This is a genomic window from Sulfurimonas denitrificans DSM 1251 (genome assembly GCF_000012965.1).
In the GTDB taxonomy this organism is placed as follows: Bacteria; Campylobacterota; Campylobacteria; order Campylobacterales; family Sulfurimonadaceae; genus Sulfurimonas; species Sulfurimonas denitrificans.
Genome location: NC_007575.1, coordinates 812,316 through 834,238, shown reverse-complemented (window position 1 = coordinate 834,238; position 21,923 = coordinate 812,316). Strand labels below are relative to the sequence as shown.

General features: G+C 33.4%; 21 protein-coding genes and 1 tRNA gene. 6 read left to right on the top strand and 16 right to left on the bottom strand.

Translation table 11 applies throughout. From position 1 onward, the window contains the following. The first annotated feature begins 41 nt into the window (after positions 1-41). From SUDEN_RS04230 to SUDEN_RS04215, 4 genes are read left to right on the top strand one after another with little or no spacing between them, the layout of a single operon-like run. The gene (locus SUDEN_RS04230; RefSeq protein ID WP_011372435.1) at positions 42-662 is read left to right on the top strand and encodes a hypothetical protein; all 621 of its coding nucleotides are present in this window, start codon (positions 42-44) and stop codon (positions 660-662) included. Next, positions 659-2,332 carry a DnaB-like helicase N-terminal domain-containing protein gene (locus SUDEN_RS04225; RefSeq protein ID WP_011372434.1) on the top strand — a complete coding sequence of 558 codons (1,674 nt, stop codon included), beginning with the start codon at positions 659-661 and terminating at the stop codon, positions 2,330-2,332. Before SUDEN_RS04230 ends, SUDEN_RS04225 begins: the two co-directional genes overlap by 4 nt. A 9-nt stretch (positions 2,333-2,341) precedes the next feature. Continuing rightward, positions 2,342-2,569 carry a hypothetical protein gene (locus SUDEN_RS04220; protein ID WP_148153527.1) on the top strand — a complete coding sequence of 76 codons (228 nt, stop codon included), beginning with the start codon at positions 2,342-2,344 and terminating at the stop codon, positions 2,567-2,569. Between the two features lie 57 nt (positions 2,570-2,626). Beyond that, entirely contained in the window at positions 2,627-3,736 is a 1,110-nt protein-coding gene (locus SUDEN_RS04215; protein ID WP_011372432.1) for a tyrosine-type recombinase/integrase, read from the top strand. 25 nt (positions 3,737-3,761) lie between these two features. Here the strand turns inward: SUDEN_RS04215 and SUDEN_RS04210 are convergent. From SUDEN_RS04210 to rsmH, 4 genes are all read right to left on the bottom strand, one after another. Further along, positions 3,762-3,838 (bottom strand) — tRNA-Ile (locus SUDEN_RS04210). Positions 3,839-3,882: 44 nt separating this feature from the next. After that, the gene (locus SUDEN_RS04205; RefSeq protein WP_011372431.1) at positions 3,883-7,017 is read right to left on the bottom strand and encodes an efflux RND transporter permease subunit; all 3,135 of its coding nucleotides are present in this window, start codon (positions 7,015-7,017) and stop codon (positions 3,883-3,885) included. Positions 7,018-7,026: 9 nt separating this feature from the next. Continuing rightward, positions 7,027-7,305: a hypothetical protein gene (locus SUDEN_RS04200; RefSeq protein WP_011372430.1), complete on the bottom strand. Its 279-nt coding sequence runs from the start codon at positions 7,303-7,305 to the stop codon at positions 7,027-7,029. After that, positions 7,302-8,225 (bottom strand): 16S rRNA (cytosine(1402)-N(4))-methyltransferase RsmH, encoded by a 924-nt coding sequence (gene rsmH / locus SUDEN_RS04195; protein ID WP_011372429.1) that lies wholly within the window; start codon positions 8,223-8,225, stop codon positions 7,302-7,304. Before rsmH ends, SUDEN_RS04200 begins: the two co-directional genes overlap by 4 nt. A gap of 103 nt (positions 8,226-8,328) precedes the next feature. Between rsmH and SUDEN_RS04190 the strand changes: the two genes are divergently transcribed. Further along, the gene (locus SUDEN_RS04190; RefSeq protein WP_011372428.1) at positions 8,329-9,315 is read left to right on the top strand and encodes a response regulator; all 987 of its coding nucleotides are present in this window, start codon (positions 8,329-8,331) and stop codon (positions 9,313-9,315) included. Here SUDEN_RS04190 and SUDEN_RS04185 read toward each other — a convergent pair. From SUDEN_RS04185 to SUDEN_RS04170, 4 genes are all read right to left on the bottom strand, one after another. Continuing rightward, positions 9,312-9,614 (bottom strand): metal-sulfur cluster assembly factor, encoded by a 303-nt coding sequence (locus SUDEN_RS04185; protein ID WP_011372427.1) that lies wholly within the window; start codon positions 9,612-9,614, stop codon positions 9,312-9,314. The two genes, SUDEN_RS04190 and SUDEN_RS04185, sit on opposite strands and share 4 nt — an antisense overlap. A 9-nt stretch (positions 9,615-9,623) precedes the next feature. After that, the gene (locus tag SUDEN_RS04180; RefSeq protein WP_011372426.1) at positions 9,624-10,859 is read right to left on the bottom strand and encodes a hypothetical protein; all 1,236 of its coding nucleotides are present in this window, start codon (positions 10,857-10,859) and stop codon (positions 9,624-9,626) included. Between the two features lie 9 nt (positions 10,860-10,868). Then, positions 10,869-11,210 (bottom strand): hypothetical protein, encoded by a 342-nt coding sequence (locus SUDEN_RS04175; protein WP_011372425.1) that lies wholly within the window; start codon positions 11,208-11,210, stop codon positions 10,869-10,871. Positions 11,211-11,310: 100 nt separating this feature from the next. Further along, complete coding sequence (locus SUDEN_RS04170) at positions 11,311-12,543, bottom strand: glutamate-5-semialdehyde dehydrogenase (RefSeq protein ID WP_011372424.1); 1,233 nt, start codon at positions 12,541-12,543, stop codon at positions 11,311-11,313. A 76-nt stretch (positions 12,544-12,619) separates the two neighbouring features. On the opposite strand from SUDEN_RS04170, the gene SUDEN_RS04165 reads away from it, so the two are divergent. After that, the gene (locus SUDEN_RS04165) at positions 12,620-13,378 is read left to right on the top strand and encodes a pyrroline-5-carboxylate reductase (protein WP_011372423.1); all 759 of its coding nucleotides are present in this window, start codon (positions 12,620-12,622) and stop codon (positions 13,376-13,378) included. A 99-nt stretch (positions 13,379-13,477) separates the two neighbouring features. Here the strand turns inward: SUDEN_RS04165 and SUDEN_RS04160 are convergent, their stop codons facing one another. The 8 genes from SUDEN_RS04160 to SUDEN_RS04125 form a co-directional block, all read right to left on the bottom strand. Further along, complete coding sequence (locus SUDEN_RS04160) at positions 13,478-14,116, bottom strand: GNAT family N-acetyltransferase (RefSeq protein ID WP_011372422.1); 639 nt, start codon at positions 14,114-14,116, stop codon at positions 13,478-13,480. A 34-nt stretch (positions 14,117-14,150) separates the two neighbouring features. Beyond that, entirely contained in the window at positions 14,151-15,623 is a 1,473-nt protein-coding gene (gene thrC / locus SUDEN_RS04155; protein ID WP_011372421.1) for a threonine synthase, read from the bottom strand. 67 nt (positions 15,624-15,690) lie between these two features. After that, positions 15,691-16,917 carry a murein hydrolase activator EnvC family protein gene (locus SUDEN_RS04150; RefSeq protein WP_011372420.1) on the bottom strand — a complete coding sequence of 409 codons (1,227 nt, stop codon included), beginning with the start codon at positions 16,915-16,917 and terminating at the stop codon, positions 15,691-15,693. Next, positions 16,914-17,726: a cell division protein FtsX gene (locus SUDEN_RS04145; protein WP_011372419.1), complete on the bottom strand. Its 813-nt coding sequence runs from the start codon at positions 17,724-17,726 to the stop codon at positions 16,914-16,916. Before SUDEN_RS04145 ends, SUDEN_RS04150 begins: the two co-directional genes overlap by 4 nt. Beyond that, positions 17,713-18,384, bottom strand: a complete 672-nt coding sequence (locus tag SUDEN_RS04140) for a cell division ATP-binding protein FtsE (RefSeq protein WP_011372418.1) — start codon at positions 18,382-18,384, stop codon at positions 17,713-17,715. The genes SUDEN_RS04145 and SUDEN_RS04140 overlap by 14 nt, the downstream gene beginning before the upstream one ends. Then, positions 18,377-19,549 (bottom strand): tRNA (guanosine(46)-N7)-methyltransferase TrmB, encoded by a 1,173-nt coding sequence (gene trmB, locus SUDEN_RS04135; protein ID WP_011372417.1) that lies wholly within the window; start codon positions 19,547-19,549, stop codon positions 18,377-18,379. Before trmB ends, SUDEN_RS04140 begins: the two co-directional genes overlap by 8 nt. A gap of 11 nt (positions 19,550-19,560) precedes the next feature. Continuing rightward, positions 19,561-20,970, bottom strand: coding sequence for a fibronectin type III domain-containing protein (locus SUDEN_RS04130; protein WP_148153525.1), 1,410 nt, complete (start codon positions 20,968-20,970; stop codon positions 19,561-19,563). Next, complete coding sequence (locus SUDEN_RS04125; protein WP_011372415.1) at positions 20,918-21,889, bottom strand: RluA family pseudouridine synthase; 972 nt, start codon at positions 21,887-21,889, stop codon at positions 20,918-20,920. Before SUDEN_RS04125 ends, SUDEN_RS04130 begins: the two co-directional genes overlap by 53 nt. Between the last annotated feature and the right edge of the window lie 34 nt (positions 21,890-21,923).

Sequence of the window (21,923 nt, the reverse complement as noted above, 5' to 3'; positions counted from 1 at the left end):
TTTAGCCTTGGTCGGTCAAATCTACAGAAAAAGGAGCCCAAATGTCCCTTAATACCGTGAATTATAGCATATCTTTCGAGCAAAATAAAATTGTCTTAAACTTAATTAAAGATAAATTTATTCAAGAGGCAAGTCTTCTCTTATCAATAGTAGAGAGTTTTTCTAAAAACGAATCTCCCTCAAGAACCTCGCTCTGCGAGGCATTCCGCCTCTTCGGAAACGCCAAATACACATGGTTTAGTGGCGGGGAGGAGGATATAAAAGCCTTATGTCAAGGGGTTTTAACAGGATATCAGGACGCCAATTCAAGAAAGTTCAAGAATTCTATTTTAAGTAAAGTTAAAATCTTTATTGAAAAAAACGACAAAGAATCGTTTTTTAATTTAAGCCAAAGTATTTACCGCAGTGCGCAACAAAACGCCCCTATTATCTATAATACAGATAATGAATTTCAATTTGAAAATAGAGAAGATTTTTATGAACTTGAAGAAGAAAATGAAATCTTAAAAAACCCTACTTTAGGCGATTTACACAACTTTTACATGGAAGTGTTGCCTTGGCAAGAAGAGTCAAAAATAAAAGCGGGAAATATCTATAAAAAAAAGACTAAAAAAACTTTAAAAAAAATCCAATCATCATTATTTGAAGGAGATGGCATATGAACCATGAACATAATTTTAATACAAGCATAGAAAAAAGCATTTTAAGCTCAATACTCTTTGAGCCTCAAAAATTACAGGACATCTCAAATATATTAAATGTAGAGGATTTTTATCTTCAGGCTCATCAACTCATCTATGATTCAATGCTCAAGCTAAACAAACAAGATCTGCCGATAGATGAAGAGTTTTTAAAAAAGAAGTTCCCAAAAATCGACGATGGTGTGATGCTTGATATTTTGGCAGCTAATCCTATCTCAAATATTTTAGCATACGCTAAAGAGCTAAAAACAGATGCTATTAATAGACAAATTACATTAGTCGGCAGTAAAGTAGCCCACGGGGATTTAGCAGCTATAAATGAGCTTATTGGCTTACAAGAGAGATTAAACACTGTTGATGGCATTAAGCAGCTAAAAAGAGATGATAAAACCTTCAATAGCATTTTTGATAAGTTTGACATCGATTTTGAAGAAATTGAAAATGTCAAATTCGAATACCTGATGGATAATTTTTTAGTTAAAAATGAAATAACAATGATAAGTGCTCGTCCTGGAACTGGTAAAAGCTTACTGAGTGTTGCAGCTGCTAATATGATGCTAGGGCAAAAAAATATAGAACAGGTCTTTTACATTGATGGCGATAATTCTAAATCTACTCTTAGAGATAGAAACATCCATCATCTTAAAAAGCAGCATGGTAATAAATTTAGATATTTTGTAGGATTAAGTAAAAACGAACTTTGGCAAATTATAAACACTTTGAAAAAGATGGATCTAACAAACTACTTAGTTGTATTTGACTCTATAAAAAACTTCATCGCTGGAGATCGAGACAAAAACAAAGACGTATCACCTGTAATGGAGATACTTAGAACTTTAAGAAATAACGGTGCTACAGTTCTTTTTCTACATCATCAAAACAAAAAACAAAAAGATTTTGAGAGTGATTATGCAGGTTCATCAGCATTTGAAGAAGATACATCAAATGCATTTACTCTCAAGCGAAACGATGATAAAAATTCTTTGATTTTAAAACCTTTCAAAGCAAGAGCTGGAGACTTGCAAGAAATAGCATTCACATACAATGCTCACAACCACACTCTTACTAAACTAGACATAGCTTACGCAAAACAGACTAAAGAGATGGATGAGATGATAAATGAAACGATAGAGTACTTAAAATCATCTCGAAATAAACCAATGTGGTCGGAACTTCAAAAAAACCTTACAGACTTAGGGTTTGACAAAGAGAAAGCGGCCAAAGTGATTAAAAATAACGAGGGCAAACTTTGGAACTTTGAGAGAGGAGATAGAAATAACCAAAAACTTTACTTTTTAATAGGTGCAGCTGATAAAAAAGCTGCTGCTGTTGAAACAGTATATGAAGATATTGTAAATACTGCTCCGATAACTCCGATAACTCCGAGAAGTCTATTTTTAGGCACTTCTGAGGGTTTAGCACTTGATACAAATAAAACCGATAACTCCGATAAGTCAAGCAAAACGCAAAATAGTGAATATATTGCTCCGATAACTCCGAGAACCTTTAAAATAGGGGTTTATGAGGGTTTAAATGTAGTTTCCGATAACTCCGATAACTCCGATAACCGAAATGTAGTATCTGCTTCTCAAAATTTCCCGCGGGAAAAAATAGAAATGCCAATTTTATAGAGAATGTTTATGAAAAAATATATTCAAACTAAAAATTTACCTACTATATTTGATATTAGTACTGATTATTTCTCTCAGAGAATGAATAAAGAATTTATCGAAGGAATTCATTATTTTATTCCGCCGACTAAATCAAAAACTAAAAAAGTGGTTTTATGGAGCATAGAAGCACTAGAGAACTGGATTAAAAACTATCAAGCTGATGATGAAGTAAAAGCTTTATTAGATAGAAGATAGGCTAAAATTTTGCTGTTAATTACAAATGGCACAAAATCCTTTAAAAAAGGAGAAAAAGTGCAGAATATAAAAGTCTCTATAATAAATAGAGAAAATAGAAAATATTGGTATGTAATGTACTATGTGTATTTTGAAAACAGCGTTGTTAAAAAATTTGAAGAGAGCACAAAAGTTTTAAAGACTGAAAAAACTTTAAAATATATGCAAACTCAATATCTGTCTCCATGGATAGCACGTAAGCAAGAAGAGCTCAATATTAAAACTAATGTTTCTAAAAAATTTTCATACTTTTATGAAAAATATTTAAAGTTACATGAAGAAGACAAAAGTTTTCATAACAGAATATATGTCTATAGAAAGGTAAATGACTTTTTTAAAGATTTTGATATCAATAAGATTACAAGACTAATGGTAAAAGAGTATCTATCATCATTTGATAATATTAAAGATAGAACAAAAAAAGATTACTTGTCTTGTATAAAAAGTGTAATAGACATTGCTATGGACGCTGAAATTGTTAATAAAAATGTTGCAACGGATATTACGTTCAAAGCCTCTGAAAAAGAGCTTATTCATCCTTTCTCAACAGATGAAGTATCGTTATTGTTAGAGAAATCACATGGAATGTTCCGCAACTATCTAGGTATTGCTTTGCATACAGGCATGAGGAGTGGTGAAATACTCGGTTTAATGCATCAAGACATCTTAAACGATAGAATAACTATCAAAAGATCTATCTCTAAAGGTCGTATAACTACACCTAAAACAATCGGGAGCATTAGAGATATACCGATGTTTGAAGCTGTTAAACCATTTATTGAGAGTCAAGGAAAGTTAAGTAAATCTCTTTATCTGTTTGAACATGATGGAGTCTTTATAAAAGATGCAAGTTTCTTTAAAAGAAGATGGCATCAACTTGTAGAGGATTGTGGTATTGAATATAGAAAACTATATAGCACAAGACATACTTTTATTACTGCAATGTTAAATAGCGGTAAATTTAAGATTATGGAGATTGCTGCTATAGTTGGACATACTTCGCCAGAGATGATTATTAAAAACTATGCAGGTTTTATTAAAGATAGCCATTTGAAAGTAGATACAAGTATTGATTTATTTAAGAATGTTAGCGACACTTTTAGCGACACTTTAAAAATAAAGATTTAAAAAAGGCTTGAAATTGCGTTGACAGTGGTGGGTTCTGAGTGACTCGAACACTCGACCACTCCGTTATGAGCGGAGGGCTCTAACCAACTGAGCTAAGAACCCACTGTTTCTATAGAAGCTATTGCTTTGTAGGTCGGAATTATACTTTAGCCTAGCTTATATTTTTCTGATGGCTGTGTATCTTTAATTTTAAAAATGACGGCATACAGAAGTGGTACATATATAAGATTTAGCACTGTCGCCCATGCTATACCAAATCCTAAGGAAATTGCCATTGGTTGAAGTATCATAGCTTGGCCTGAAGCAAAAAATATAAGTGTTGAAAGACCTAGAACAGTTGTAAGAGATGTTAAAAAAATTGGTCTTAATCTTGTTTGAGCTTGTTTCATCAACTCTTGGGTATTTGTTGCATTTTTTATAAAACTAACAACAAGCAGTCCATCATTTACAACAACTCCAGCAAGACCAACTATGCCTATCAAGCCAGGCATAGTAATGTTTATACCCATAACCATATGTCCAAATAACACGCCAAGCAACACTAAGGGTATTGTGCTAATAATAATAAGCGACTTTTTAATAGAGTCAAATAACCAAACGAGGGTAATAAAAATTAGAAAAATCGCAATAAGTGCAGATTGTAGTATCTCTCTTTTATTTTTAGCATTCTCCCTCTCTTCACCCTTTATATCTACTACAAAACCTTTCTCTTTTAAGTTTTTAAGTGTAGGCTCTAATTTTTTCATAGCTTCGGCTGATGTAACTATTTTTTTATCAAGTGAAGCCATTACTGTTCTTATTCTTGTACCATTCTCTTTTTGAAGAGCTACAAATCCTTGAGTCATTATAAAGTCAGATATATCTTTAAGCAGCACAAACTTATCTGAAGATGGGATTTGAACTTCTATGCTGTTGATTGAATCTATTTTTTGATTAACCAAACTCTCAATTTTAATTCTAACTAGCCCATTTTCATTAAACATCTTTCCATATTCGCCCTTTAGATAGTAAGAGCGAAGCTCTCTTGAAATGAGTTCTTCATTGAAACCTAGTTGTTGTCCATACTCATTTATACGTAGTTTTAACTCTCTCTCGCCTAGCGTTGCATCATTAGAGATATTATTTACACCATCTATTACATGTAGAGCATTTTCTAACTCTTCTACACCTTGGAGTATTTTTTGTTCATCATTTGCAGTAATGCTAATTTCAATATCAGAGGCAACAACTCCAGCTCCTGGGACTTTAACAACTAGCTCCTCAAAAACTTTTTTATCACTGCTCTTTAAATCAAGAAAAGGCTCTACAACTTTTTGTACATCTTTTGCAATATCAACTGCATCTTTTTGTCTCTTTAGAGCCTCTTTATCATACTCTATGGAGAGATATGGGCTTATATATTTATCAAATACGTTATCTGGGGCGCGTTCACTTAAATCTATAAAGATATGGAAAAGATGCTCTCCTGTCTCAACCATATTTTTAGCATCAAGCTTAAAACCAATAATTGATGTTATTGAGGCAATATCATCACCTTTAATGTTTTTTAGAAGCTCTTTTTCTAGCTCTGTTACAATAGCCTCTGTATCCTCAAGCTCATTATTTACATTTACTTTGCCATAAACATAAACCTGCGTTGTATCAAAATCTGGAAATAATTGAAACTTTGCATTTTTTGCCATTATTGCGCTCAAAGAGAGAATTGTTACTACAATTAATATTAACGATATATGTTTTCGCCTAAATAAAAAGTGCAAAACAGCGTTATGCCAAGATGACAACTTAGCCCAAATCTTTTTTGTAAAACTATCTTCTTGTGAAACTTTTAAAAAATCATATGCATGTAGAGGTAAAAAATAAAATGCCTCAAAAAGAGATGACAACAGTAGCACCGTTATCATAATAGGTATGATTTTTATAAACATACCCATCTCTCCGCTAAGCAAAAGCATAGGCAAAAATGCAAAAATAGTTGTCAAAGTCGCTGTTAAAACTGCTGGAAACATCTCCTGTGCGCCTACAATTGCCGCTTCTCTCCTATCCATACCCTCTTCTAAGTGTCTATATATATTCTCAGCCACAACAATAGCTTCATCAACCAACATTCCAAGAGCTATGAGCGCACCAAGAAGAGAGAGCATATTTAAACTCTCACCCATTAACTCAGATGCGATAAGCCCAATCATAAAACTAACAGGTATCCCAATCGCAACAACAAATGCAATCCCACGATTTACAAAAAGCAGCATTGCTAAAAAAACAAACATAAGACCAAAGACTATATTTGCAAAAACAGTATTTAGACGATTTTTTATCCAGATGGAAGTATCAGCATATATCTTATACTCCAAATCTGCATGCAACTTCTCTTGCTCCTTTAAGAGAGTACGTACTCGCTTTACAAGTTCTATTGCATTTCCATCTTCGGATTTTGCAATATTTATAGATATATTTCTCACTCCATTATAGTGAGATAGCTCGCTCTGATCACTAAGTTTAAATTCAACCTCTGCTATATCTGCTATGCGGACTTTTATGCCGCCAACGCTGATTATAGTCTCTTCAATGGCATCTTTGTTCTTCTCACCGTTATATGTGGATATATAGAGATGTGAGCCTCTCTCTTTAATTGTTCCAATAGGAAAAACAGAACTTATGTTTTTAATCGCCTCAACCGCTAAAGCTGGCTTTAGACCATACGCTAGGAGTTTTTGCTCATCAATATTAATGACAAGTTCCTCATCCGCATCTCCTCTAATAGTGATTTCACTGAGTTCTTTAAACTTACTAAGCTCACTCTTTAGCTCCTCTGCTCTTTGCAGTAGCTCTCCTTTTGGTTTATCTCCAACAAGAGCAACGAGTGCTAGGGGAAAAGAGTGTAGTTTAATCTTAGCAATTGGTTCAGCCATATCAGCTGGGAGATCTTTTTTTACACTTCCGACAATATCTTTAACATCATTTAATACATTTGCATTATCAGAATTTGGTTTTATATCTGCAATAATTACAAATGAACCATTTTTTATAGTTGTTTTTATGGTATCTAACTCTGCTATATTTTGCAGATCGTCTTCTATTGTTTTAACAACCATCTTATCTAGTACATCAGCAGATGTGCCAACATAACCACCAGAGATAGTAACTTTATCCATGTTCATAGGAGGAAATATCTCTTTTGGAATATTTATATAGGAAAAAACAGAGAGTACAAATATAAAAGTTAAAAGAATGTGATTTAAGAGTGGTTTATCTATTGCAAACTCTAAAAAGCGTCTAATCATAGAGCCTCTTTAAAAAAGTGTATCAAGAATTTGGTTTTTAAATCTAATAGATTCAGCAGAAGCTCGAATGAGCCTATTTTCCTCTTTAAGGGTGTCATATTCACCCTTTAATTTTGCTATATCTCTGCTTGCAAAGTAGATTTGCTGCTGGATATATATTTTAGGAAAAAGCAGCGCAACTATGAAAAAAACACCAAGTAAAACATATAAAAAATAGTTTAAATCCAACTCTTTTTTTGGATTTATAACCGTGTCTAACTCTTCTAAAAGATCCGTTTTTTCACTCATTTTTTCATCTCAAAAACTCTCAGTTTTGCACTTCTGCTCCGAGGATTAGCTTGAATCTCATCCATCTGCGCAATGATAGGCTTTTTTGTTAAAATATTGCCCAAAGAGTTATCATTAGTACATGTACATCTCATAGCCTCTTGTGGGCATATACAACTAGCCCTCCACTCGTTAAATCTATTTTTTACTATCCTATCTTCAAGTGAGTGAAATGAGATAATTGCTACTTTTGTATCTAAAAATTTTCTCTCTTGTATTGTATCTAGGAGAGACTCTAGCTCGCCGAGCTCATTATTTACCTCTATGCGAATTGCCTGCATTAAAAGCGTTGCAGGATGTATTTTTTTCCCACTTGGCATAAGATGTCTTAATGCGTCTGAGAGCTCTTTTGCTGAATAAAATGGGCGGTTAGAAACTATAAAAGATGCTATTTGTTTGTAGTTTCTAAGCTCTCCATACTCTAATAGAACTCTTTGTAGCTCATGTGAAGAGTACTCATTTATAACTATGTTTGCATTAAGAGGCGCATCTTCATCCATTCTCATATCAAGATTTTCGCTAAAAAAAGAGAAACCTCTCTCTTTTTTATCCAATTGAAGCGATGAAACGCCAATATCAGCCAAAATTCCTCTGATATCGCTTATATCATACTCTTTTAAAATCTCTTTTATTATCGTAGAGAAGCGCCCTTTTTTTATAACAACTCTATCTCCATACGGCTCAAGACGTTTTGTTGAAAAATCTATTGCACTCTGGTCTTGGTCTATGGCAATTAATTTTATATTTGGGTTTGCATCAAGTATCAAAGATGTGTGCCCGCCATAACCCATAGTGCAATCAATTACTATTCCATTTTTTATATTTTTAAATTGCTCTAAAACTTCTCTATAAAGAACTGGTACATGTGGAATTGTTTGCATCTATTGCCTATATCTTTTTATAAATTATCTATTTTGTGATTATACATTAACTTTGTAAAGTTTAATTTTCATTACAATACCATAAAAGAAAAAGGCTTTGTTGATGCAAAATTTTTTAAGTGAAAATTACATTGAAATAGTTGTATTTATCCTATTTTTGGGTCTGTCTATTATATATTTAATCCTTAGAGTTAAAAAAAACAAGCAAAATAAAGAAACAACAAATATTATTCGTGAAGAGATAGAAAAAAAGGTAGATGTTAAACCAATGTTGAGTAGAAAAAAGAGAGAACTGATAAAACATCAAAAAATAACTAGAGATGACTTTTCGATTTTTACTGGTGTAAAAATTTTAATAGCTGAAGATAATATAATAAATCAAAAAGTAATTATAGGACTTTTATCAACATCAGGAATTGATATAAAAGTGGCAAACGATGGGCAAGAAACGTTAGATATGCTAGAAATAAACAGTGATTTTTCTATTATATTTATGGATGTTCATATGCCTATATTAGATGGTTTTCAAGCGACAAAACTAATTAGAAAAAATCCAAAATATGAGCACATCCCAATTATAGCTCTCAGCGGTGATACAGATGCTGCTGATATAAAGAATATGTTAGATGTTGGGATGGATGCACATGTAGAAAAACCACTGAATATAGATGCTCTTTATGATATTTTATATATCTACACAACTGCACAAGAGTCAAAAAATACTATATTATATAAAAACAACGAAGCATTAAAAGAGTTTGACATAGCTTTAGGTCTGGAGATATGCAGTGGCGATAAAGAGTTTTACATTGAAATTTTGCATGATTTTATCTCAACGTATTCAAACTCAGCGATGCTCATTCAAGAACTTATAAGCAATTCAAATGGCTCAAATGCTAAGAAAATATTGCTTGATATTTCTGGAGTTGCTGCAAACATTGGAGCTAGTAAGCTTCATGAAATTGCAATTGAGTTAAAAGACAGTATTTCAAACCCTGCAAATTTGGAGTATATAACTAAATTAAAAAAATATAAAAGATCGCTTCAACATACATGTAAAGCGATTAACGAGTACATAAAGCAGAATTAACCTCTGCTTAATGCCTGTTTTACATGTTCATCAGCCATTGTGATATTCCACTCTGGCTCCCAAACTAAATCTATCTCTACACTCTTTATATTTGCCATCTTTAAAACAGCCTCTTTTACCCATTGCTGAATTAACTGATGCATAGGACAAGCTTTTGTAGAGAGCGTCATTTTTACATAAGCATTTCCATCCACATCACATGAAGCATCATATATAAGCCCCATCTCTACAAGATTAAAGCCAACTTCTGGGTCAATTACAGTTGAAATTGCTAAAAATAGCTCCTCTTTTGAATACATTTTAAATCCTTATTTATAATTTATCATAAAAAAAACACTCTTTACAAAAGCCAAAGTACTTATTAGTAAAAAAGAAGCACCTGCTTTTATCAGTTTTTCATCTTGAAGTAAAATAGCTACTGCTATTATCACAACACCTATAGCGCCAAAGAGAAGCTGTGCTGATGAGCTTTTTTTTGGAACCATATCAGCTAACATCGGAACTCTCTGTTTTCCGACAAGTGGAGAAAATCTCTCAAACCAAACTAAAAACGGAATTATTTTATATACATGTCCCGTTACAACAAAAGCAAAAAAGCCAAAAAACATCATCCAGCCAGAAGACAGGAGAAGCTCTTGCGCCCCAAATAAAAAATATAGCAGAGCAAGAATTAAAGAGGCTATAAGCGAAAAATATGAAAACATCAGAGATTTAGCATATATATCTATCTCTTTTCTAGCTCTTGTTTTATAGATGGTATTTATAAAATAGAAGTATATACATAGTCCTAAAATAGCCAATACATATCCGCTATACTCTAAAATTGGCAATGGATAAAATGATGAAGCAACAACTAAAATAACAGCTGTACCAACCATTAACACTGCTCTCTCTAACGGTTTATGCGAAAATCCGTGAGAGAGTCCGAACATAGGAAGAAGAACCAGTGATAATCCCATAATAGTGATTACGATATAGCCAATGATGACTAAAAACAGGTGCCCCCTAAGCAACATGTTAATATCAACAGTTATAAGCCCGCTATAGCCAAGAGCCATAACAAGCCCTAAAATGACACCAAAAAAAAGAAATGTATTTGATATAAGTATGCTTTTCATGACAAGATTAAATTTTTTAATCTTTTTGATAGTTAAAAATATCTCCATAACAAATATCATCATCGCAATAAGCACAACGACTCCTCCAAATGGGAGCAGCATTGGATAGCCAACAAAGCCAAATACCATCATGATAGTACCAATGCCAAGCAGTGGCCATATCGCATAAAACAGTTCAACCCCAAAGTGACCAACCTCTAAAACAACTGGTACGAGTTGTGCCATTGCTCCAAAGATAGTCATCATAATAAACCCAAGTAAAAAAAGATGTACAAAACCTACTATTTTCGTGTCTAGGACAAAAAGATTCTCAGCAGAGATAAAAAATATATAGATAGCACTCAAGAGATAAAACAGGCTCCCCAAAATAAAAAATGGAGAGATAAGTTTAAATGGAGGTGCGAAATCTTGCGAGATAGGAAACATAAAATCTATTTAGTGAGTAATATTTTGCAGATTAGTATCTGTTGATGAAGATTCATTGCTACTAAAGGTTACTTTGACTAAACCATTATCAGTCTCTTCAAGTTTATGAGATATATCATCTCCAAGTTTTGCAAATAAGCCACCAGGTGTTTTATGATTAATCATCACTAACTTATCTTTTGTTCCCTTGATGAGCTTGAGCCCACTTACAGCATTTACCATAGGGTCTGGAGGTCCACACTTCGATGTATCAAAATAGTAAGTACTTTGACCATCCTCTTCTAACTTAAAAAAATCAACTGTAGCTCCAAGAACTTCAATCTTTGTAGCATTTTCTGGAATTAGTGGCATATATAACGCTCCTCTATTTTTAATATTCACTATTGTAATTTATCTTTTGGCTTTATGTGTTGATTTGTATCAACAAAATATCTTTAACTCTAAAAAAATCCTATCTTGTTTGCCCACTTCCATAAATTTTATATTTATATGTTGTGAGTCCCTCTATCCCCATTGGACCCCTTGCATGAAGCTTATTTGTACTAATTCCGACCTCTGCTCCAAAACCAAATGATCCACCATCTGTAAAGCGTGTTGATGCATTAAGATACACAGCAGCCGCATCTATAGAGTTTAGAAATTTTTCAGCTGTTGTTACATTTTGAGTCACAATAGCCTCTGAATGACCTGAGCCAAATCTTACAATATGCTCTATCGCCTCTTCAACTCCATCTACAACTCTCATATTTAAGATATTATCCAAATACTCCGTATCATAATCTTCCTCCGTTACGCTCTCTACATCTATAATCTCTTGAGTTTTTAAACAACCTTTTAATTTTGTGTTTGCTTTATCAAACTCTGCCTTAATAAGTGGAAGCGCGCTTTTTGCTATGGCACTATCAACCAAAAGTGTCTCCATTGCATTACAAACTCCAGGTCTTTGCGTTTTTGCATTTATTGCAATCTTTATCGCATCCTCAAGGATTGCTTCTTTATCTATGTATGTATGACATTGCCCTTTATCGTGCTTTACTACGCTTACAGTTGCATTATCACATACATATTTTATAAGCCCTTCTCCGCCACGAGGGATTATTAAATCTACATATTTATCCATCTTAATTAGCTTAGCAACGCCCTCTCTTGATGAATCAGGAACAAGAGAGATTAGAGATTTTGGCAGAGAATTTTTCTCTAGTGTAGCTTGAAGAACTTTTGCTATGGCTTCATTTGAGTTTTGAGCCTCTTTTCCACCTTTTAACACACATACATTTGAACTCTTAAAGCAAAGTGCAGCCGTATCACTTGTAACATTTGGGCGAGATTCATAAATAATCCCAATAACTCCAATAGGGATAGAGACCTTTTCAATCTTTAGTCCAGCCTCAGTTACCCAGCCATCAAGCACCCGCCCGACTGGCTCTTTTAATGCAGCTATCTCTTCAATCGCTACAGCCATAGCTTCAATACGAACTTCATCCAAAAGAAGTCTATCCATCAATGCCAAGGAGAGGCTATTTTTCTTACCATCTGCCATATCAAGAGCATTTGCGTCTATAAGGTCTGCCTTATTTACTCTTAGAGCATTAGCCATCTCTTTTAAGACTCTGTTTTTTTTAGCACCGCTTAAGAGTGATAAAACCCTACTTGCAGATTTTGCTTCTTGTAAAAATTTTTCCATCTCTTTGCCTTTTTAATCATCCTTGGATAATTTTTGTGATGATGTTATACTACCATAAAAAAATTAAGGCATTTTTATGAAAACTATAACTTTTATTGGTAATGGCAATATGGCTCTTAGCATTGCAAAAGGTTTAAAAAATAGTTATAAGATTGAAGTAGTTGGAAGAAATTTAGAAAAATTGGAAAAGTTTGAAAAAGAGCTTGGAGTTGATATAGAAAAAGCTCTTATGGATGATTTTAGTGTTGAAGATAAAACTGTAATATTTTGTGTAAAACCTGCAAATGTTGAAGAAGTTGCTACTAGAATTAATGGTAAAGCTAGAGTAATATACTCTGTTTTAGCAGGAACTTCACTCCAAAAATTAAGACAAAATTTACATCCACATGCACTAATTCGTGCTATGCCAAACTTAGCCGCTAGTGTTGGGATGTCTATGACAACGCTTACTGGGGATGAAGAGTTTAAGACTGAAGCACAGGAGCTTCTTGGAGCTATAGGCACAACTCTTTGGCTAGGAAGTGAAAAAGAGCTAGATATTGCAACAGGACTTGCTGGAAGCGGACCTGCATACTTAGCGCTTATCGCTGAATCGCTTGCAGACGGGGCAGTTAAACAAGGGATGAAAAGAGCCGATGCAATGGTAGTTATGCGTGGTTTATTTGCAGGTTTTGGAGAACTAATTCAAGATATTCATCCTGCACTTCTAAAAGATGGTGTTATGAGCCCTGGAGGTACGACCGCAGCAGGTTATGGAGCATTAGAAGATGGAAATGTAAGAGCAGCATGTATAAGCGCTGTTGAGAGAGCTTATAAAAGGGCAACTGAACTTTAATTACACTTTTACGCTATTTGAAAATTTACTTTATCAATAAAATTTAAAATGTTCAAGATATAGCATACTCTTCATTAAAAAAAAGTTCCATTTATTCTCCTAAATAAGATTTAAAATTTGTGGTGCATGAGAGAGCATTTTATCGATTCGTTTGTCATCTTTAGCGCATCCATAAACCAGCGTATATATCTCTTCAAGCCACTCTTGAAGTTGTGATTTTAAAATATTTTGCATATCCTCATGATATACTAAAAGCTCCATAGAAGGTGTGATTTGATTATTGTTTATTGCCAAAATATAATCAAAGGAGTCAATTTTTCTGCATCCTAACTTTTTATAAAACTGCTCTCGCTTCTCTCTTTGTTCTTGCTCATCACTTCTCTCTTTGGGTGAATCTATCTCTATGAGTATAGGTTTGATACCATATTTGCTAAAGATTTGCATAGTAACGTGAGAAAAAAGCTTTGAGCCTATCCCCAAGCCCCTTTTAGTTCCATCAATAGCCATATATTCTAAAAGATAAAATGAACTTTTCTCAGAATGAAAAATTATACAAAAACCTACTACTTGAGTTTCTATTTTAGATATAAAAATCGTGTAGTTAGTCGAGTGAAGCATCATCAAAAGCTCTTCTTTTGATTTTTGTTCACTATGCGGGAAAGAGAGAGAGTAGATGGCATAAAAATCATCAAAACTATCTCTATTTTTTTGACAAATAGTCTCTGTTACAAGTTGCAAAAGAAGCCCTGCTTTCTAATAAAGAAAAGTTTAATTATATAAACTTCAATATCTCTTTTTCTATATCTTCTTTTTCAATAACCACTTTTTGAACAATCGGCTTTGTAAAAAGAGCTTTTACCATAGCAGGAATTTCAAGCTTTGCCTCTTTAGAGATTGATTCAAGTGCTATAATATCCTGTGCATCAACTTCCCCAGTTAGCGCATTAGCTATTACTGGAGAAAACTTAGTCCACTCTGCTGTTGAGTAAGCAATTGTTTTTATTTTAGGATTTGAACAAGTCTCGTAAGATTTTAAACATGTGGCAGTATGGGGATCCATAAGATAACCATTATTATAAAATGTATCTTTTATATATTTTTTACCCTCATCGCCGTTACAAAAATCAGCATCAAAGCTCTCTTGAAGTTTGCTAAGCTCATCTGCATTTAACTCATAAAAATTCTTTGACTCCAAGTCTTGCATCAACTCCTTTGTTCTCTCAAAACCAAACATATCAAATAAAATTCTCTCAACATTTGAAGATTTTAATATATCCATCGCTGGAGAAGTTGTACTTACTACATGTAAGTCTCTTAAATCATATTTTCCAGTTTTAATAAGTTTCGTAAGAACATTATTTTCATTTGAAGATATTATGATTTTTTCAACCCCAAGTCCCATTTTCCAAGCATAGTAAGCACCAAGTGCATTTCCAAAATTTCCACTTGGAACATTTAAGTAAACCTTCTCACCCATAAGAATAGCACCTTGACGGACAAGCTCTAAATAGCTATGAATATGGTAAATTATTTGAAAAATAATACGCCCAAAGTTTACAGAGTTTGCAGCCGAGAGAAGAATGTTTTTTTTCTTTAGAGCTGATTTAAAATCATCTGAAGCCAAAAGTCTCTTTAGTGCATTTTGCGCATCATCAAAAACGCCATTTATTCCAATTACTTTTAGATTTTTTGCATCTTCTGTAACCATTTGTAGTCTTTGAACATCACTTGTTCCGCCATCAGGATAGAGACATGCAACTTGAACATTTGCTCTGTTTTTAAAAGTCTCTAGTGCAGCTGGACCTGTATCGCCACTAGTTGCCGCCAAAATAAGATAGTGCTCATCTCTTTTTTGCGCAATAGAAGATAATACGACTCCAAAAGGTTGTAGAGCCATATCTTTAAAAGCACGTGTTGGACCATGATAGAGTTCGCTTACATATAGATTCTCTTTCACTCTTACGACAGGGACTGGATTTTTTGGATTATCAAACCTATCATAAAGGTTTAGCGCTTCGTCAATTACATGTTTATCAATATCTATCTCAAAACGGCTTAACATGTCAGATGCCAACTCTTTATATGAAGAGTTTAAATGTTTCTTTAAAAAAGCCTCTCCTAAAGAGGGCAAAGCCTCAGGCACATAAAGACCTCCAAAAGAGGCGATTGGGTTTAAGATAGCTTCTGAGAATGTTACACTTTTTACTTTAGTTGCGTCACATCCACGGGTTTGAATAAAGTTCATATTTTTCTACCTAAAATTTTTTTGAAATTATATCAAAATTAATAGAGAATAAAAAAGTGTTCAAGCATCATTGAAACAAGCTACTTGGATTTATATGAAATGATTTTTGCGTAACTTCAAAAATCAGCTCATCACTTACTCTGCCTATTGTATAGCCCTTTTTGACTTTTTTCCCTTTTTCAATATCTGGTGCAATTTGAGAAAGATTTGCATAAATAGTGTGAATACCATCATCATGCTCAATAATTACAATATTATTTAAAACTGGAGTTTTATCCGCATATATTACCTTTCCATTGAAAACTGTTCTTACTTTTTCATTCTCTTGTGCTGGTTTTAGCGATATAGACTCGTTAAAAACTTTAATACCATAAATAGGGTCGGTATAATTCCCATACTTTTTTGTAATTTTATACGGTTCAAATGGCGGGATAGTTTTTTCTCCAACATAAAGTTTAGTTTTAGCAGCTTGATAACTGCTTCCTACACTTTTAACTTGCGGTAAATCGCCACTGCTAGGAGCTGTTGGTTTCTCACTAAAAGCCTCTTTCCTCTGAGCCTCCTCCTCTGCTTTTTTTAGTTCATCTATTTTTATAATATTAAGTTGTGCTAACGTTTTTTTAAGTGAATCTTGTTTATTTAAAATATCTTTTAACTCATCTTTATATGACTCTCTTGCAATTTTTAGCTCTTTGAGTGAGACAATATTCGCCGCTTGAGTTCTCTCTACCTCTCGTTTTTTTGAATCGATTGAAGCAATTGCAGCTTCTAGCGTGCTTACATGTTTATTTAGTACCTCTATATTTTTAGAGTTTTCATGGAATTTATCATTCAACTCTTTTATTTTCACTTTTGCACTGCGTAACATACTCTCTAGGACTTCATACTCTATCAATGAATCTTGCGAAGCACTAAACTCCTCTTCTAAAACAATGGAGAGCGTAACACTTTGAGCAATTGTAAAAACCAACTCCTCTTCTAGCTCATTTCCATTTTGCTTCAGTCCATCTTGTGATCTCTTTAACTCTTTAATCTCTTTTACATTCTCATTATGAGTGCTCTCTTTTTCTGCTAGCTCTTCTTTTAGCCTCTTAAGAGACTCCTGTTGAGCTTTTATCTCTTTTTCATGCTGCATAATGGCTTGTGCAGTCTCATCCATTTTTTTACTAATCGCCTCTTGTGTTTTTGCATAAGAGCCTATTTCAGAACTTGTTTTTTCTATTTTAGTATCAACATTTGTTTTTGCATCTACTAATGAATGGATAAGGTAAAAAAGTACAAATAATTTTGTCATGCCTCTTCTTTATGTCCCAAAACAATCAGTGATGCTAAAACTATAGAAATCGACATAGCGACTCCTATAATAACTAATGAATCATCTATTGGATTAAAAATAACAACTTCTATACCGATACTTCTGAATTGCTCTATTATCCACGGGTAAGAGGAGAGATAGACAAAAGCTCCTATTGATACAATACTAGCAATCAACGCATCTACAATTGAGAGCCTAAATAGCACAGCTGAGCGCAGCCACAAAGCAGCACCAAAAAGCCCCATTATGCTCATTCTCTCATTATGCTTATACTGCCAAATTCTGAGTTCTTTAAATATAAGAAGAACTGTTACAATCAAAACAACAATAGAAAAAAGAGAGACAACATTTTTAAATAGAAGCAGAAGTTTATAAACCGTATCATGATTATGAGAAAAATCTTCTACTTTAGTTATGGAGCTATTCTCAAGCAAATCATCTCTTAGTTTTTTCACCTCCGCAGGTGAGGGATAATACTCTAGTGAGAGTTTATAAAACTTGGGAAGAGTTAGTTTTAAAAGCTCTACATTAGTGCTCTTCATATCACTGCTTAATCTCTTTATAACAGAATCTGGAGATATCTCTTTAATATTTGAGATAATATTATTTATCTTTTTAAACTCATCAGAACTTAACTCTTTTTTACTTACAGCGATGACTGAGTAGTTTTTTGAAAGAGTGATTTTATAGGCATCAATAGCGCGATCAACAATAAAGAAAACCTGCATAGAAAATAGTATGCTCAAGAGAGCTATTACTAAAGAGAGATGATTTTTAACAGACTTCATGAATACTCCCATATTCAATATGAAAATGTTTATAATTTACATTCAAAGTTTTTGGGATATTATGAGTGACAACAATCACTGTTGTCTTCAACTGTTCATTTGCGCCCTCTAAAAGGTTCCAAATAAGCCCAGAAGAGTACTCATCAAGATTACCAGTTGGCTCATCAGCTAAGATTAGTATAGGATTATGTGCGAGTGCTCTTGCCATTGCAACTCTTTGCTGCTCACCGCCACTAAGTTCTAGCGGATATTTTCCTGTTTGATGATTTAATCTTACATGTTTTAAAAGTTTATCGACCTGATTTTGAGCAACGCCCTTTACATATCCATTTATTAAAAGCGGGAGCATTATATTTTTATCAATACTCCACTCTTTAACAAGTTTATAGTCTTGAAAAACTATCCCTATATGTCTTCTTAAAAAATTTAATTTTGAGCGAGAGACATTGCTTAACTCCACGCCACCAACCACTAAAGAGCCATGTTTTAATTTAAGTGCTCCAAATAGAGACTTTAAAAGTGTAGATTTTCCGCTTCCACTTGCACCTGTAATAAAGACAAAATCAGCAGAGCTTATAGAAAAATTTGCCTTGTTTATAATAGTTTCATTGTTTGAATATGCCAACGAGAGATCTTTAGCTATTATTACTTTATTCACAAAGCACCCCATTTAAAAGTTTATGCGCCATAAGATTGCTCTTTGATCTAAGCGGTGTTTTTGGATAGTAGTAGGCTTTATTTTCCTTTACTATCACATAAAGATGCTCAGGTTTATCAAAATTTCCCATAGATACACGTAACATAGCCCCATCATCTAGGAAGTAACTTCTTTCAAAATTTATAAAGCCACTATCAAATTTTTGAGTTTTTTTATAAAGATTGATAACTTCTTGCGTATTTAATTTTACATGTGAAAAATTAAAATCACCCTCTAAAGATAGTTCTGGAGACTCCTCGCTATTTATCATAGTTACATCATAGAAGTTTTTTTGCATTCTCTTCCATCTATCTTCATATTTGCTAGTTATGGCAATATCTCTATTTTTATTTATATGAAGTGTGGTTTTTTCAAATGCGATAAAAGTCTCATAAGAGTAGGCATAGTAGTTTTCACTGTCTGTTCTAAGTTCTAATGTTCCACCAATATTTAAAATACGTCTCGCTTCTTCTATAAATGCCGTAGATATTACTCTTCTATGAGGTTTTTTATCCCATGGTACTGGAAAATGAACATAAATTTTATCTATCTTATTTGATGGAACTAACTCCATAAAAAGTCTTGCGTCATAATTTAAAACTAAAATATTTTCAATATTTTTTATACTGATTTGTTTTAAGAGTTGCTCAATTGATGGAGTATGTATCTCAATACCTATGTAGAGAATATTAGGATTATTTTGCGCTTGATGAAGCAGATGACGACCTGAACCAAAACCCACTTCTATACAAATCTTCTCCTTTTTTGGAAACGTAGTTGCAAAGTAATTTATATCTTTTAGCGCTTTAACTTCTCTTAAATGAATATTTTTTTGATTTTGAGGCACATTCGATGAAATAATATTCATACATGTAGCACTTGCGTATGAGAGCAGAGCTTTATGGACATTAAAGATGGATGGCGGTCTTGTAAGCTTATCACTCTTTAGGAGTTTTTTACTATTCTCATCTATCGCTAAGAGGAAAAATTCATCTTCATCCACAGTTATAGAGATTAATTTCTCCTCCTGATGTGATGAATTTTTTGCTATAAAATTAAAAGAGACACCATCTTTAGATGAAGGTATCTCCACCTCTTTAAACTCTGCAATATGTAAATGTGGCATTAATTCTCGTTTTAGTTAAAATCTTTCATTGGTATAATTACTTCTTCTATTACTGCTGGTTGGGGTGCAACAGATCTTGGCACTTCAACTCTATTTTGTTCAACTCTATTTTGCTCTACTCTTTGATTAACTCTCAAAGGTTCTACTGCTTTTGGAGTCATACTCTTATCTTCAATTTTTAACTTTACTTCCACACTTGGTTCTGATTTTATGCCATTTGCATCCACCGCATAAATTTTATAAAAATATGTTTTGTCAAACTCAACATTTGAGTCAAAAAACTGATTTCCTTTGATGTTTTGAAAATCCTCAATAGAGCTCTCTAAAAAGCTCTTTGAGAATTTTTTCTGCACTATATAACTTTTTGCTCTTGAATCAGAACTAACCCAAGACAATTTAACTTGCCCGTTTAAAAACATAGCCTCTGCAAGCGAAGGAGTGGAAGGCTTGACTAAAGTTCTTCCTAATGCTGTAAAATTAGAGTTAATGCTCTCTAATTTATCTCTATCTACAACACTCACTCTGTAAAAATACTCTTTGCCATCCTCTTTAATTTCATCTGTATATGAGCTATTTTTTGTCTCAGCAACCATTTCGTAACTTCCATTTATACTCACAGATCGATACACTCTATAAGTTAAAAAATCGCTTACCTGTGTGCTTTTCCAATGAACTTCAATCTTTTTTGGTATATCTGTAGAAGCAACTATCTGCATTACCTCCATAGGCAACTCTTTTGTTATAACGCTTACCTCTTGGCTTGGTTTAGATATTATGTTATCGTATGTAAGCACTCGAATACGATATTTATATGTAAAGTTATCTTGTAAGTTTTCATCTATATACTCTGCATTAAGACGACCATTTACTGTTGCAATATCACTCCATTTAGTCTCTTGAAGAGTTCTTCTTTGAATAATATATGCTTTGACTTTCTCATTTGCATGTGGACGCCAGATTATTTTTGCACTTCTTGGCATCCCTTGTGTACTGTGAATCCAGATAACGGACTCTAGCTGAGGAAGAGAGGTAATAATTGTTTGTTCACTTTTTTGTGACTCTGCATTTGTGCTATATGTTTTAAAATAGTATGCATATCGAGAGTTTGGCTCTATTTTTGTATCTAAATAGTGAGTCGAGAAACGACTATTTACAGTGTCATAATACTCATTCTTATTGCTATTATTTTCATCAAGCGAAACTCTATAAATATAAACACCCTCTACTCTTTGATCATTAATGGCTTTCCATTCAAGAGCAATTGATGCTGAATCAACTATTGTCCCATTTTTTGTAAGTTCTACAATTGGTAATGTTGCATCAATTACCGCCTCTTTTTTAGGCACTGGTACATTGCTACTACAACCACTAATTATTAGTATGGAAGCCGTGCATAATGTTATTAAGGTCCATAATTTCATCTATCTTCTCCATATCAAATTTTTTATCTATATACTCTTGCATCCCTTTATCCAAAGATGCCACAAAAGAGACTCTCTCTTTACTTTTTGGGTGAATAAAATATATTATATACGCATGAAGCAAAATCCGTTCCGATTTCTCTTGCTTTGGGCTTTGAGCATAAATGTGATCTCCAACAATATGCCGATTTAAACTCTCTAAATGTACACGAATTTGATGTGTTCTACCTGTATAGAGTTTACATGCTATGAGTTGATTTGCTTCATCATTAGAGTAAGCCAAAACTTTAAAAGCGCTTTTTGCATATTTGCCATGCTCAAGAGGTGCCATTTTCAATCTGTTGTGCGAACTTCTAGCTATTGGAAAGATTACTTCAGTTAGCTCATCTTTTAGAGGCGGATTAATAACTGCAAGATAGTATCTGCCCATACTTTTATCTTGAAGCTGATCTGATAAAAACTCATGTGTGCTGTTATTTTTGGCAATAACCATAGCCCCACTCGTTCCTTTATCAAGTCTATGAACAATTCCATGTCTCTCTTCTCCGCTTAAGCTTGAGAGTCTCATTCCTTTGTGTTTCAACCAATCAACAAGAGTTGCTTCTTTAACACTTGGAGCTGGATGAACTGTTAAACCAGTTGGTTTATTTATAACCAAAATATCATCATCTTCATAGAGAATCTCTACATCAAAATCAATATCTAATGCAGGTTTTATCTCTGCTGGAGGAAATTTAACTAAAACTACTTGATTCTTTTTTAATTTGACTCCGCTTCTTGAGACAACTTTACCATCTACTTGAACTAATTCTTTTTTAATTAGTTGTGCAATTTGTGAGCGACTCTGTCCTAAAATCGATGTTAAAAATGTATCAAGACGCTCGATAGTCTCGCAAATATAACTTTGTGTTTCATTCATATTATAAACCTTTATGATACAATTTCTAAAATTT

Excerpts from the sequence above, each read along its gene's own strand:
- SUDEN_RS04145 (WP_011372419.1), bottom strand. The coding sequence starts at position 17,726 with ATGAAGTCTGTTAAAAATCATCTCTCTTTAGTAATAGCTCTCTTGAGC.
- SUDEN_RS04200 (WP_011372430.1), bottom strand. The coding sequence starts at position 7,305 with ATGAGTGAAAAAACGGATCTTTTAGAAGAGTTAGACACGGTTATAAAT.
- SUDEN_RS04225 (WP_011372434.1), top strand. The coding sequence starts at position 659 with ATGAACCATGAACATAATTTTAATACAAGCATAGAAAAAAGCATTTTA.
- SUDEN_RS04125 (WP_011372415.1), bottom strand. The coding sequence starts at position 21,889 with ATGAATGAAACACAAAGTTATATTTGCGAGACTATCGAGCGTCTTGAT.
- SUDEN_RS04185 (WP_011372427.1), bottom strand. The coding sequence starts at position 9,614 with ATGTATTCAAAAGAGGAGCTATTTTTAGCAATTTCAACTGTAATTGAC.
- thrC (WP_011372421.1), bottom strand. The coding sequence starts at position 15,623 with ATGAACTTTATTCAAACCCGTGGATGTGACGCAACTAAAGTAAAAAGT.
- SUDEN_RS04165 (WP_011372423.1), top strand. The coding sequence starts at position 12,620 with ATGAAAACTATAACTTTTATTGGTAATGGCAATATGGCTCTTAGCATT.
- SUDEN_RS04190 (WP_011372428.1), top strand. The coding sequence starts at position 8,329 with ATGCAAAATTTTTTAAGTGAAAATTACATTGAAATAGTTGTATTTATC.
- SUDEN_RS04175 (WP_011372425.1), bottom strand. The coding sequence starts at position 11,210 with ATGCCACTAATTCCAGAAAATGCTACAAAGATTGAAGTTCTTGGAGCT.
- SUDEN_RS04230 (WP_011372435.1), top strand. The coding sequence starts at position 42 with ATGTCCCTTAATACCGTGAATTATAGCATATCTTTCGAGCAAAATAAA.
- trmB (WP_011372417.1), bottom strand. The coding sequence starts at position 19,549 with ATGCCACATTTACATATTGCAGAGTTTAAAGAGGTGGAGATACCTTCA.
- SUDEN_RS04150 (WP_011372420.1), bottom strand. The coding sequence starts at position 16,917 with ATGACAAAATTATTTGTACTTTTTTACCTTATCCATTCATTAGTAGAT.
- rsmH (WP_011372429.1), bottom strand. The coding sequence starts at position 8,225 with ATGCAAACAATTCCACATGTACCAGTTCTTTATAGAGAAGTTTTAGAG.
- SUDEN_RS04180 (WP_011372426.1), bottom strand. The coding sequence starts at position 10,859 with ATGTTTCCTATCTCGCAAGATTTCGCACCTCCATTTAAACTTATCTCT.
- SUDEN_RS04205 (WP_011372431.1), bottom strand. The coding sequence starts at position 7,017 with ATGATTAGACGCTTTTTAGAGTTTGCAATAGATAAACCACTCTTAAAT.
- SUDEN_RS04170 (WP_011372424.1), bottom strand. The coding sequence starts at position 12,543 with ATGGAAAAATTTTTACAAGAAGCAAAATCTGCAAGTAGGGTTTTATCA.
- SUDEN_RS04130 (WP_148153525.1), bottom strand. The coding sequence starts at position 20,970 with ATGAAATTATGGACCTTAATAACATTATGCACGGCTTCCATACTAATA.
- SUDEN_RS04220 (WP_148153527.1), top strand. The coding sequence starts at position 2,342 with ATGAAAAAATATATTCAAACTAAAAATTTACCTACTATATTTGATATT.